This is a genomic window from Klebsiella michiganensis, assembly GCF_002925905.1.
In the GTDB taxonomy this organism is placed as follows: Bacteria; Pseudomonadota; Gammaproteobacteria; order Enterobacterales; family Enterobacteriaceae; genus Klebsiella; species Klebsiella michiganensis.
Genome location: NZ_PRDB01000001.1, coordinates 402,992 through 415,508, shown reverse-complemented (window position 1 = coordinate 415,508; position 12,517 = coordinate 402,992). Strand labels below are relative to the sequence as shown.

At 54.3% G+C, this 12,517-nt stretch carries 9 protein-coding genes, 2 tRNA genes, 1 rRNA gene and 1 riboswitch; of the genes, 2 read left to right on the top strand and 10 right to left on the bottom strand.

The genetic code is table 11. The annotated features are described in order from the left end of the window. Positions 1–86 precede the first annotated feature (86 nt). From CDA56_RS02025 to btuB, 5 genes are all read right to left on the bottom strand, one after another. Positions 87–162 (bottom strand) — tRNA-Ala (locus CDA56_RS02025). Positions 163–268: 106 nt separating this feature from the next. Continuing rightward, positions 269–345 (bottom strand) — tRNA-Ile (locus CDA56_RS02020). A 71-nt stretch (positions 346–416) separates the two neighbouring features. Beyond that, a 16S ribosomal RNA gene (locus CDA56_RS02015) occupies positions 417–1,956 on the bottom strand. Between the two features lie 378 nt (positions 1,957–2,334). Then, a complete protein-coding gene (gene murI, locus CDA56_RS02010; RefSeq protein WP_102803652.1) occupies positions 2,335–3,189 on the bottom strand; it encodes a glutamate racemase in 855 nt (284 codons plus the stop codon). Further along, positions 3,134–5,002, bottom strand: a complete 1,869-nt coding sequence (btuB, locus tag CDA56_RS02005; protein WP_004856052.1) for a TonB-dependent vitamin B12 receptor BtuB — start codon at positions 5,000–5,002, stop codon at positions 3,134–3,136. The genes murI and btuB overlap by 56 nt, the downstream gene beginning before the upstream one ends. 66 nt (positions 5,003–5,068) lie before the next feature. Beyond that, positions 5,069–5,250, bottom strand: a riboswitch (cobalamin riboswitch). 116 nt (positions 5,251–5,366) lie between these two features. Between btuB and trmA the strand changes: the two genes are divergently transcribed. Beyond that, entirely contained in the window at positions 5,367–6,467 is a 1,101-nt protein-coding gene (gene trmA, locus CDA56_RS02000) for a tRNA (uridine(54)-C5)-methyltransferase TrmA (protein WP_032719444.1), read from the top strand. A gap of 46 nt (positions 6,468–6,513) precedes the next feature. Here trmA and CDA56_RS01995 read toward each other — a convergent pair whose 3' ends face one another. Beyond that, positions 6,514–6,873, bottom strand: a complete 360-nt coding sequence (locus CDA56_RS01995) for a YijD family membrane protein (RefSeq protein ID WP_004856046.1) — start codon at positions 6,871–6,873, stop codon at positions 6,514–6,516. A 15-nt stretch (positions 6,874–6,888) separates the two neighbouring features. Then, positions 6,889–7,524, bottom strand: a complete 636-nt coding sequence (fabR, locus tag CDA56_RS01990) for an HTH-type transcriptional repressor FabR (RefSeq protein ID WP_004107582.1) — start codon at positions 7,522–7,524, stop codon at positions 6,889–6,891. 196 nt (positions 7,525–7,720) lie between these two features. Here fabR and sthA point away from each other — a divergent pair, with 196 nt between their 5' ends. Then, positions 7,721–9,121, top strand: coding sequence for a Si-specific NAD(P)(+) transhydrogenase (gene sthA, locus CDA56_RS01985; protein ID WP_004116922.1), 1,401 nt, complete (start codon positions 7,721–7,723; stop codon positions 9,119–9,121). Here sthA and oxyR read toward each other — a convergent pair. The 3 genes from oxyR to argB all read right to left on the bottom strand — a co-directional run bounded on the left by oxyR (position 9,104) and on the right by argB (position 12,516). Further along, complete coding sequence (gene oxyR, locus CDA56_RS01980; protein ID WP_004107578.1) at positions 9,104–10,021, bottom strand: DNA-binding transcriptional regulator OxyR; 918 nt, start codon at positions 10,019–10,021, stop codon at positions 9,104–9,106. The two genes, sthA and oxyR, sit on opposite strands and share 18 nt — an antisense overlap. A gap of 267 nt (positions 10,022–10,288) precedes the next feature. Continuing rightward, a complete protein-coding gene (argH, locus tag CDA56_RS01970; protein WP_014227439.1) occupies positions 10,289–11,662 on the bottom strand; it encodes an argininosuccinate lyase in 1,374 nt (457 codons plus the stop codon). A gap of 77 nt (positions 11,663–11,739) precedes the next feature. Beyond that, positions 11,740–12,516, bottom strand: a complete 777-nt coding sequence (gene argB / locus CDA56_RS01965; RefSeq protein WP_086544362.1) for an acetylglutamate kinase — start codon at positions 12,514–12,516, stop codon at positions 11,740–11,742. Between the last annotated feature and the right edge of the window lies 1 nt (position 12,517).

Sequence of the window (12,517 nt, the reverse complement as noted above, 5' to 3'; positions counted from 1 at the left end):
GCTTGATCCAGATTTTTAAAGAGCAAAACTTCGCAGTGAACCTTTTCAGGTACACTCTGAAGTTTTCTTGTGTTGTGCAGTAAAGATGGTGGAGCTATGCGGGATCGAACCGCAGACCTCCTGCGTGCAAAGCAGGCGCTCTCCCAGCTGAGCTATAGCCCCATCGTAGTTAATCTCATTTACCGTAATTCGATTCCGGGCAAGGCGTGGAAGAACGAAGCATACTGAAGTATGCGAGTTATTTCACAACGCAGCACGGGAGCGAATTTGGTAGGCCTGAGTGGACTTGAACCACCGACCTCACCCTTATCAGGGGTGCGCTCTAACCACCTGAGCTACAAGCCTGCAGAGATTTTTTACTGCTACATTTTCATCAGACAATCTGTGTGGACACTACAAAGGCAGGTTCTTTAAGGTAAGGAGGTGATCCAACCGCAGGTTCCCCTACGGTTACCTTGTTACGACTTCACCCCAGTCATGAATCACAAAGTGGTAAGCGCCCTCCCGAAGGTTAAGCTACCTACTTCTTTTGCAACCCACTCCCATGGTGTGACGGGCGGTGTGTACAAGGCCCGGGAACGTATTCACCGTGGCATTCTGATCCACGATTACTAGCGATTCCGACTTCATGGAGTCGAGTTGCAGACTCCAATCCGGACTACGACATACTTTATGAGGTCCGCTTGCTCTCGCGAGGTCGCTTCTCTTTGTATATGCCATTGTAGCACGTGTGTAGCCCTACTCGTAAGGGCCATGATGACTTGACGTCATCCCCACCTTCCTCCAGTTTATCACTGGCAGTCTCCTTTGAGTTCCCGGCCGAACCGCTGGCAACAAAGGATAAGGGTTGCGCTCGTTGCGGGACTTAACCCAACATTTCACAACACGAGCTGACGACAGCCATGCAGCACCTGTCTCACGGTTCCCGAAGGCACCAAAGCATCTCTGCTAAGTTCCGTGGATGTCAAGAGTAGGTAAGGTTCTTCGCGTTGCATCGAATTAAACCACATGCTCCACCGCTTGTGCGGGCCCCCGTCAATTCATTTGAGTTTTAACCTTGCGGCCGTACTCCCCAGGCGGTCGACTTAACGCGTTAGCTCCGGAAGCCACTCCTCAAGGGAACAACCTCCAAGTCGACATCGTTTACAGCGTGGACTACCAGGGTATCTAATCCTGTTTGCTCCCCACGCTTTCGCACCTGAGCGTCAGTCTTTGTCCAGGGGGCCGCCTTCGCCACCGGTATTCCTCCAGATCTCTACGCATTTCACCGCTACACCTGGAATTCTACCCCCCTCTACAAGACTCCAGCCTGCCAGTTTCGAATGCAGTTCCCAGGTTGAGCCCGGGGATTTCACATCCGACTTGACAGACCGCCTGCGTGCGCTTTACGCCCAGTAATTCCGATTAACGCTTGCACCCTCCGTATTACCGCGGCTGCTGGCACGGAGTTAGCCGGTGCTTCTTCTGCGGGTAACGTCAATCGACAAGGTTATTAACCTTATCGCCTTCCTCCCCGCTGAAAGTACTTTACAACCCGAAGGCCTTCTTCATACACGCGGCATGGCTGCATCAGGCTTGCGCCCATTGTGCAATATTCCCCACTGCTGCCTCCCGTAGGAGTCTGGACCGTGTCTCAGTTCCAGTGTGGCTGGTCATCCTCTCAGACCAGCTAGGGATCGTCGCCTAGGTGAGCCGTTACCCCACCTACTAGCTAATCCCATCTGGGCACATCTGATGGCAAGAGGCCCGAAGGTCCCCCTCTTTGGTCTTGCGACGTTATGCGGTATTAGCTACCGTTTCCAGTAGTTATCCCCCTCCATCAGGCAGTTTCCCAGACATTACTCACCCGTCCGCCACTCGTCACCCGAGAGCAAGCTCTCTGTGCTACCGTTCGACTTGCATGTGTTAGGCCTGCCGCCAGCGTTCAATCTGAGCCATGATCAAACTCTTCAATTTAAGTTTGATGCTCGTGAATTAAACTTCGTAATGAATTACGTATGTTCACTCAGAGACTTGGTATTCATTTTTCGTCCGAGGACGTTAAGAATCCATGTCACTTTGAGTGCCCACACAGATTGTCTGATAAATTGTTAAAGAGCAGTTGCGACGCGCTTCAGCGCTCTGTCGCGAGGTCCCGTATAATACGTTTTCCTCATTCAGAGTCAAGCGATTATTTTCGCTTTTCTCTGCCGGTATTCATCGCTGAATCCCGCTGACCCGGCGGGCTGTAAGCCGTTGTTCCGTGTCAGTGGAGGCGCATTATAGGGAGTTCTGAGACGTTGACAAGCCCTGTTTTCAAAAAATCTTTCAACCGTCTCTTTTTTGTGCAAAACGCTATGAAAGCGCCAGTTTTTCCAGCGACTCGAAGCCATAGCGCCGCAAAACGCTCAAAAGCTGCTCAGTTTCAGGCGTCAGCGCCATACAGTACGCAATATTGGCATCACTCGATTTTGCGTCAGGCGCTTCGTGCTCTAATAGCCAGGCGGTGCGACGCGCAATCGCCGCTCCGGAGTCGATCATTCTCGTCCCTTCCGGCAGAACCTGCTGCAGCTCTTCTTGTATTAGAGGGAAATGCGTACACCCCAGCACAACCGTATCAGGTGGTTCCTGCATTCGTAGCCAGGGACGCAGGATACGCCGCAGTTCATCCAGCGGGACCGGTTCACCGTGCAGTTTGGCCTCTGCCAGTTCTACCAGCTCTGCCGACCCCAGCATTTCTATTTTGCATTCATTCGCAAAACGGGAGATCAGTTCGCGCGTATAAGGGCGTTTTACCGTTCCGCGCGTCGCCAGCAGGCCAACAACGCCATTCGCCGTTAAGCGGGCCGCCGGTTTTATCGCCGGAACGACGCCGACAACCGGAAAGGCGAATTTATCGCGTAAGGTGGGGAGGGAAACGGTACTTGCGGTGTTACAGGCAATAACGGCCAGCGCCAGAGGGTAACGCTGCTGAACCGCTGTCACAATCTCCAGGACGCGTTCAACAATAAACTCTTCGCTCTTCTCGCCGTAGGGGAAAGCAACGTTATCGAAAGCGTAGATATAATGCAGATTCGGCAGAAGCTGCCGAATCTCATTGTAAACCGACAGCCCACCGACGCCGGAATCAAACACCAGCACGGTGGGACGTGGATCAGAAGGTGTAGCTGCCAGACAAGTAGTATTCTCGTCCTGCAGTTTGGTAGCCATAAGCTGTCTCGTAATCTTTATCGAACAGGTTAGCTATTTTACCACGAACTGTCAGGCGATCGGTGATCGGATACGATGCAGAAACGTCTACCGTGCTGTAGCTCGGCAAAATTCTTTGCGTATTGTTGTACTGGGAGGTGTTGTTATCGTAACGCTTCCCATAATACTGCCAGGACACATCCATATCGACATCAAACATGGACCAGTCCAGCTGATACTTTGCCTGTCGTTTAGAACGTCGGGCCAGCACTTCACCGTTATCATCGTTGCGCGGATCGACATACTGCAACGTTACGCGATGGCTGAAAATACCGGTATCGATACTTCCCGTCCATTCCACGCCTTTAATCGTCGCGGCATTGATATTGTCGTACTCCCCGTCATAGGTAACAGGATCGGAATAATAGGTAATCAGGTTAGTAATTTTGTAATGGTACGCGGACAAGCGCCAGTCCACGGGACCGGTGAGCCCTTCCAGCCCAGCTTCCCACTGTTTCGACTCTTCAGGTTTCAGATTAGGATTCGCGTTGATACCAAATCGAGTGGAGCCAAACTGTTGCCCTAAAGAAGGCGCGAGGAAGCCGGTACCATAGCCGAGAGTCAGGCGATAATTTTCGACAAACTCCCAGCCTGCGGTAGTCTGCCAGGTACCGTGCCAGCCAAACTGCTCATCGTGGTCTTCACGTCCGGACGCTTCGAGGGTCACGTCGCCAACTTGCTGCTGGCCCGTCAGGTACAGTCCCGTATTGTCACGTTTGTAGGTATCCGACATCGCCGTGTCTGATGAAGTTAACCGCTGCTGCTGCCAGTCCACCCCAGCGCTGACAGAGCCATGGCCGACAATAACGTTATTGCCCCACTGCAGGTTACGCTGCGTCATCCTGTCGAGCGTCGTCCCATCATTATAACGGCCATAAATACTGCTGTAGTTGTAGTCCTTTATCTTCTGATAGCTGGCGATGAGCTGGGAGGAATAAATTCCGGAATTAAAGTTCAGCCCCGCATCCCAGCTCTGGTTATAGAGCTGGCTTTCATCGGCGCTGTAGGCCGGGCTATACGGCGGGCTTCCCAGATCGTAATCAGAGTTGTTGGTGTAGCTGTGTCCGCGGAAGAAACCGTCAACATTCTCGTTAAATTTATGCTCGAGGCTGCCCCAAAACGTTTTATTACGAAAACCGTCGCGATCGCCGTCGTGATCCCAGGTTGAATCGGGCTGAACGTTAAAGCCTTTATTACCCTCATAAGAACCCGCAACCGTCGCCACCGTATCGCCAAAGCGATGGCGCAGGGTACCGTCATATTGTTGGTAGCCTTTCGATCCTACCCCAGCGGTAATTTTGGATTGTTCTTTATCGGAATGCGTAATGACGTTAATCACGCCGCCCATTGCCCCGGAACCATAAATCGCTGAACGCGGGCCGCGGATATATTCGACGCGCTGCACCAGCGACAAAGGGATCTGGTTCAGATCGGGGTTATTTGTAATGCCCGGTCGGGCCATGGGAACGCCGTCAACCAGCACCAGAACTTGTTTGGCTTCAGTACCACGGATAAACAGAGAGGAAGATTGACCCATGCCACCATTTTGCGCGACGTCCACGCCAGGCAATCGGCGCATCACATCGTTTAAATCTTTCGCCTGCCAGCGATCGATATCTTCCCGGGTAACCACATCGGTCGGCGCAAGAACCGTATTGACCGGCTGTTGAAAACGGTTTGCTGTGACCACTAACGTATCTGAATTGCTGTCCTGCGCCCAGCCGGAAAATGCCGTGACGGAGAGCGCCGTCATCAGCGAAGCTTTTTTAATCATTTTTAAAGCATCCGTAATAAACAAAGGATGCCGCCGGCTCTATCAGTAGCACGCGATGATAGAAACCAAATGCGACGTATTCCGGCAGGTCTTCGGGCTTGGAGTGTTTAATGGACGAGGACTTCCCGCTAAATAGCCGCAGTGTCTGCATAATGCGCTCATCCCACTTTTCCTTACCGCTGCGCGTCAGCTCCAGATTTACACTGGATTCCCTATTAACTCATAGGACCGGTAGCACGATGCTATAATCAGAAACATATAGATGTCCAGACTTCTACCGTTATATTTCCTTATATCATCAGGGCTGGACATCCCCGGCGCTTTCCCTACAATCCCCGCGTACTTATTTTATTCAGGATGCATCATGACCCCCGAACACCTTCCTACCGAACAATATGAAGCGCAGCTGGCAGAAAAAGTCGTCCGTTTGCAGAAAATGATGGCGCCTTTTAGCGCCCCGGTTCCGGAAGTGTTTCGTTCGCCGGTCAGCCACTACCGCATGCGCGCAGAGTTTCGCCTGTGGCACGATGGCGACGATCTGTACCACATTATGTTCGACCAGCAGACCAAATCCCGGATCCGCGTCGAGACTTTCCCGGCTGCCAGCGAGCTGATTAATCAGCTGATGGCCGCGGTGATTGAGGGCGTACGCGATAACCCGGTACTGCGCCACAAACTGTTTCAGGTGGATTATCTCACCACCCTGAGTAACCAGGCCGTGATATCGCTGCTGTATCATAAAAAGCTCGACGATGAATGGCGTCAGCACGCGTCGCGCTTGCGCGATGCGCTGCGGGCGCAAAATCTGAATGTGCACCTGATTGGCCGCGCCACGAAAACTAAAATCGAGCTGGATCAAGACTATATCGATGAACGCTTGCCGGTTGGCGGGCGTGAAATGATCTATCGTCAGGTTGAGAATAGCTTCACCCAGCCAAATGCGGCGATGAACATTCAGATGCTGGAGTGGGCTATCGACGCCACTAAAGGCGCAACCGGCGACCTGCTTGAGCTGTACTGCGGCAACGGCAACTTTTCGCTGGCGCTGGCGCGTAATTTCGAACGCGTGCTGGCAACGGAAATCGCCAAACCGTCCGTCGCGGCGGCGCAATACAATATTGCAGCGAACCACATTGATAACGTGCAGATTATCCGCATGTCGGCGGAAGAGTTTACCCAGGCGATGAACGGCGTGCGGGAGTTTAACCGCCTGCAGGGAATCGACCTGAAGAGCTATCAGTGCGAGACGATTTTCGTCGATCCGCCGCGCAGCGGGCTGGATAGCGAAACGGAGAAAATGGTGCAGGCGTATCCGCGTATTCTCTATATCTCCTGCAATCCGGAGACCCTATGCCAGAACCTGGAAACGCTCAGTGAGACCCACGAGATCGCGCGCCTGGCGCTATTCGACCAGTTCCCCTATACCCATCATATGGAATGCGGCGTGCTGCTAACGAAGAAGTAAAGCTGCGCGAGAAAACCCGGCAACAGCGCTGCTGCCGGGTGAGAGATTATTCAGCGACCGCGTTCTTGCGGTTGCGTAACCTGTAGCCAATCCAGAACACCATAATCACCGACAGAACCGCCGGGAAGAAATTAGAGCCGATGTCCGGATATTCCGCGCGCACGACGGTACTGTAAACCAGCACCCCGAGAATAAAACAGGCAGCGGCGAGCCCCGGCAAACCCACGGGCATACTACGATTCTGATAGCGCTGATGCAGGCAGTAAACCGTCAGCACCAACGACAAAATGGGGAAGATGGAAAAAGGGACAATGGAGCTGAACAGCGCGGCGAAGGTACCATTAATGGATAAACCTGCGATCAGCGCCAGCAGCAGCGTACCTCTATCTTGTACTGAGTGTTTCATTGCTCGTCCTTCACGTTATTCGGAATGATTTGATATTTTTTCTTGTTCACGGCGATACCAGTAATACGCGCCTTTCGAGATCATTCTGAGCTGCAGCACCAGGCGTTCTTCCAGCTGTCGACGCTGCTCCGGGCCCACATCGAGAGCCTCGGCGCCAGCGCTAAATACGATGGTGACCATAGCTTCAGCCTGCGCTTCGGTAAAGGCGCGCGGCATATGGTTTTCGATTTCTAAATAGTCGGCAAGTTCCGCGATAAAATGCTGAATTTCACGCGCCACGGCGGCACGAAACGCCGCGGAGGTACCGGAGCGTTCCCGCAGCAGCAGGCGGAAGGCGTTCGGGTTGTTGCCAATGAATTCCATAAAGGTGGAAACAGAGGTACGAATGACGCTGCCGCCTTTAGCGATACGCTGGCGCGCCTGGCGCATCAGCTGGCGCAACATGAGCCCGCTTTCATCCACCATGGTCAGACCCAGCTCATCGACATCGCGAAAATGACGATAGAAGGACGTCGGGGCGATCCCCGCTTCCCGCGCCACTTCGCGCAGGCTCAAGCTGGCAAAACTGCGCTCAGCACTCAGCTGACTGAATGCCGCTTCCACCAGCGAACGCCGGGTTTTTTCTTTTTGTTGCGCTCTTACGCCCATCACGTTGTCTGAATCCTTCCATAAGCCCTTCCGGCACTATACCAGAGATTAGAACTAATCGGTTTACACTGGATTGTGAATGATTGTTTACGAGCTGTTTCTGCTTTTATGCCGCAAAAAAGCACAACGATAATTGGGTTAAAGCGCGGCGAATGTTATCATCGTGTTTATTTTATGTATAAAACAGGTGAGTAATGCCATGTCACACTCTTGGGATTATGATGCAATTGTGATTGGTTCCGGTCCTGGCGGAGAAGGCGCCGCCATGGGGCTGGTGAAACAGGGAGCACGCGTTGCCGTCATTGAGCGCTACCATAACGTAGGCGGCGGTTGTACCCACTGGGGGACCATCCCGTCAAAAGCCCTCCGCCATGCCGTCAGCCGTATTATCGAGTTTAACCAAAATCCCCTCTACAGCGACCATTCCCGTCTTCTTCGTTCTTCCTTCGCCGACATCCTGAACCATGCCGACAGCGTCATTAACCAGCAAACCCATATGCGTCAGGGTTTCTATGAGCGTAACCACTGCGAAATCCTGCAGGGCAATGCCCATTTTGTTGATGAACACACTATCGCGCTGGAGTGCCACGACGGTACCGTGGAAACGGTGACGGCGGAAAAGTTCGTGATTGCCTGTGGTTCACGCCCGTACCATCCGGCAGACGTCGACTTCCATCATCCGCGCATTTATGACAGCGACTCGATTCTCAGCCTGCATCACGAACCGCGCCATGTGATCATCTACGGTGCCGGGGTGATCGGCTGCGAATATGCGTCGATCTTCCGGGGAATGGAAGTCAAAGTGGATCTGATCAACACCCGCGATCGTCTGCTGGCGTTCCTCGATCAGGAGATGTCCGACTCGCTCTCCTATCACTTCTGGAACAGCGGCGTGGTCATTCGCCACAATGAAGAGTACGAAAAGATTGAGGGCGTTGATGACGGCGTCATCATGCATCTGAAATCCGGCAAAAAGCTCAAAGCGGACTGCCTGCTGTACGCTAACGGCCGCACCGGGAACACCGACTCACTGGCGCTGGAAAATATCGGTCTGCAAACCGACAGCCGCGGCCAGCTGAAGGTCAACAGCATGTATCAAACCGCCCTGCCGCATATTTATGCCGTCGGCGATGTGATTGGCTATCCAAGCCTGGCCTCCGCCGCCTACGACCAGGGCCGCATCGCTGCCCAAGCGCTGGTGAAAGGCGAGGCATCGGCGCACCTGATTGAGGATATCCCTACCGGGATTTACACCATTCCGGAAATCAGCTCCGTCGGTAAAACCGAGCAGCAGCTGACGGCAATGAAGGTGCCTTACGAGGTGGGTCGCGCGCAGTTCAAACATCTGGCCCGGGCGCAGATCGTCGGCATGAGCGTCGGTACGCTGAAGATCCTCTTTCATCGCGAAACGAAAGAGATCCTCGGGATTCACTGCTTTGGCGAGCGCGCGGCCGAAATTATTCACATCGGCCAGGCGATAATGGAGCAGAAAGGCGGTGGTAACACCATTGAGTACTTCGTTAACACCACCTTTAACTATCCGACGATGGCGGAAGCCTATCGGGTCGCGGCGTTAAATGGCTTAAACCGCCTGTTTTAACGCGGCGTCGAAATGGCCATCCATCTTACTGCGGATGGCCTCCGCCAGATGTTCATAGCGGCTACGCAGCGGCGAACCCGGGCGATAAACCAGCCCCACGGTACGTCTCGGCTCCGGCTTGATGCAGGGCACATAGACCACGCCATCGCGCTTTCTCTCCTGCGGTACGGCCAGGGCTGGCAACAGCGTGATGCCGCTACCGGCAGCCACCATGTTACGCAGCGTTTCGAGGCTCGTCGCCCGGAAATGGGTATCTTCATCGGCGCCCGCTTCAAAGCAAAAGCCCATCGCCTGATCGCGCAGGCAGTGCCCATCTTCCAGCATCAGCAACTTTTCACCGGCCAGGTCCGACATCGGCACGCACTCGCGGTTCGCCCACGGGTGATCTTCGTAGATAGCCAGCATCATGGGCTCATCAAACAGCGGCACCTCAATAAACGCTTCGCTCTCTTTGACCAGCGCCAGAATCGCGCAGTCGAGCTTACCGCTATCAAGCTGCGCTAAAAGCTGATGGGTTTGTGCTTCATGCAGATACATTTCCAGCTTGGGAAAGGTCTGGTGCAGCATCGGGATAATCAGCGGCAACAGATAAGGGCCAATCGTCGGGATCAGTCCAATATGCAGCGGCCCGGACATGGTCTCTCCCTGCTGGCTCGCCATTTCCTTAAGCACTTTGACTTCTCGTAGCACGGTACGCGCCTGATCCACCAGCAGCAGCCCTGCCTGGGTGAACAGAACCTTACGGCTGGTGCGCTCCAGCAACATCACGCCGAGTTCATCCTCCAGCTTACGGATTTGCCCGCTGAGCGTCGGTTGGCTGACGTGGCAAGAATCCGCCGCACGGCGGAAGTGGCGGTGTTCGGCTAGCGCTACCAGATATTCAAGATCGCGAATATTCATTATTCATCCTCCATCGCCACGATAGTCCATGGCGATAGATAGAATAGCAACGAACGATTATCCCTATCAAGGTTTCTGTTCAATAATAAACCCATAAATGAGGAAAAGTTCAGAAAATCATTGAGCTTCCTCATCACCTCTCTACCCGGATAACTAAAGCCAACGTGAACTTTTGCGGACCTTGTGTCCGCTTTTTTTTGCATAAAAAAGCCCGGAGTTACCCGAGCTTCGTTTATTTACCGCCTTAAAAGCAGCCCCGCAGGCGGATCACACCAGACGCTGTTTAGCGTCGGCAATCGCCTGAGCCACCTGCTGAGGAGAAACGCCACCTTTAGCCGCACGCTTATCCAGACACGACTGCAGCGCCAGAATCGGATAGACGTCATCCGCAATCACGGGGCTAAATTTCTGCAAATCGGCCAGCGGCAGATCCTCCAGCGGCTTGCCCTGGGCAATGGCTTCCACTACCGCTTCACCGACAATATGGTGCGCTTCACGGAACGGTACGCCTTTGGCAACCAGGTAATCCGCCAGTTCGGTGGCGTTGGCGTAACCCTGCTGCGCGGCTTCTTCACAACGCGGGCGTTTTACCTGAATACCGTCGAGCACCAGTGCCGCCATATGCAGGCAGTCGAGCCAGGTATCAAGCGCGTCAAACAGGCCTTCTTTATCTTCCTGCATATCTTTGTTGTAGGCCAGCGGTAGCCCTTTGAGGGTCATCATCATGCCGGTCAGCGCACCCTGCACGCGGCCGCATTTACCGCGGATCAGCTCCAGCGCATCCGGGTTTTTCTTCTGCGGCATCAGGGATGAGCCAGAAGTCACGCGGTCAGAAAGCTCAACAAAGCCCGCTTCGCCGGTATTGAAGAAGATCAGATCTTCAGCAAAACGCGACAGGTGGACCATACCGATTGAGGCATCGGACAGCAGTTCCAGTACGTGATCGCGATCGGACACGCTGTCCAGACTATTGCGGGTCGCCGATGCGAAGCCCAGCCAGCCGGCAAGCTGTTCACGATCGATTTCATAGGCGGTACCCGCTAGCGCTCCGCAGCCCAGCGGGCTGACGTCCAGACGTTTAAGCGCATCCTGCAGGCGGCTTTCATCACGCGCCAGCATTTCGACATAGGCCAGACACCAGTGGGCAAACGTCACCGGCTGCGCGCGCTGCAGGTGGGTATAGCCCGGCATAACGGCGTCCTGATTATTCTCCGCCGTCTCAACCAGCGCGCTTTGTAGCTGACGATTCGCCGACAGCAGTTCCATCACGGTATCTTTGCACCACAGCTTCAGGTCGGTCGCCACCTGGTCATTACGGCTACGTCCGGTGTGCAGCTTTTTGCCCAGTTGGCCGACCTTGTCGATTAGCTTACCTTCCACCCAGCTATGAATATCTTCCGCATCGCTTTCAAGGATCTGCTGCGGGTTAGCCCGCACGTCTTCCAGCAGAACGTTCAGCGCCTCTTCCAGCTGTAGCTGCTCATCGGCGGACAGTACGCCCACCGTCACCAGCGCTTTGGACCAGGCAACAGAGCCAACGATATCCTGCTCCGCCAGGCGATAGTCAAAGCGCAAAGAGTCGTTGAACTGTTTGAACCGCTGATCCGCTGCCTGAGTAAAACGCCCACCCCAAAGTGCCATAACATGCTTCCTTAATATCTTTGAATTTTATTACCCGGCGACGCTACGCTTACCGGGCCGACAAAATGATAAATTGATTATGCCAGTATACGCGTGCCGATCGGCGTGCCGTTAAACAGCGCAGGGAGCTGCTCCGCGTGGCGCCAGGAGGCGATATCGACCGGACGGCCTAATGTCCGCGCCGCGTCCAGGGCCGCATTCACTTTGACGATCATGCCGTCGGTGATAATGCCCTGCTCGATCAGCTGTTCAGCCTTCTCGGCGGTCATTTCCGCGATGCGCTGCCCTTTGCCATCAAGAATGCCGCTTACGTCAGACAGCAGAATCAGGTCTGCGCCGAGCGTTGCCGCCAGCGCGGTCGCCGCCTGGTCGGCGTTAACGTTCATCAACTCGCCTTCATCGGTGACGCCGATGGAGCTAACGACCGGCATATAACCGCCCGCCAGCAGCGTGTTAATCAGCGCCGGAGAACCTGGCTGAGCGAATCCGACATGACCCAGCTCTTCATCAAGCTGCGTCACTTTGACGCTATCGCCATCGCCGAGGAATAGCCCAACGGCAGCCAGGCCGTGCTTCTTCGCCCACGCCAGCAGCGTTTTGTTGGCGGTTCCCGCCAGCGCGCCGGTAATAATGTCGATCTGATCCGCCGGCGTGACCCGCAGACCGTTTTTCTTGTTCACCGGCAGGTTGAGCTGCTTCATGAGTTCATCCACCACGCAGCCGCCGCCGTGCACAATAATCAGCGGGCGCTGATGGGATTCGCGGTAGTTCACCAGTGCCGTAAACAGGCGCTCAAGCGCTTCTTCGCTGTCCAGCAGGACGCCGCCAAGTTTGATAATTAAAGGATTCATCATC

Excerpts from the sequence above, each read along its gene's own strand:
- CDA56_RS01995 (WP_004856046.1), bottom strand. The coding sequence starts at position 6,873 with ATGAAACACTCAGTACAAGATAGAGGTACGCTGCTGCTGGCGCTGATC.
- murI (WP_102803652.1), bottom strand. The coding sequence starts at position 3,189 with ATGGCTACCAAACTGCAGGACGAGAATACTACTTGTCTGGCAGCTACA.
- argB (WP_086544362.1), bottom strand. The coding sequence starts at position 12,516 with ATGATGAATCCTTTAATTATCAAACTTGGCGGCGTCCTGCTGGACAGC.
- oxyR (WP_004107578.1), bottom strand. The coding sequence starts at position 10,021 with ATGAATATTCGCGATCTTGAATATCTGGTAGCGCTAGCCGAACACCGC.
- sthA (WP_004116922.1), top strand. The coding sequence starts at position 7,721 with ATGTCACACTCTTGGGATTATGATGCAATTGTGATTGGTTCCGGTCCT.
- trmA (WP_032719444.1), top strand. The coding sequence starts at position 5,367 with ATGACCCCCGAACACCTTCCTACCGAACAATATGAAGCGCAGCTGGCA.
- btuB (WP_004856052.1), bottom strand. The coding sequence starts at position 5,002 with ATGATTAAAAAAGCTTCGCTGATGACGGCGCTCTCCGTCACGGCATTT.
- argH (WP_014227439.1), bottom strand. The coding sequence starts at position 11,662 with ATGGCACTTTGGGGTGGGCGTTTTACTCAGGCAGCGGATCAGCGGTTC.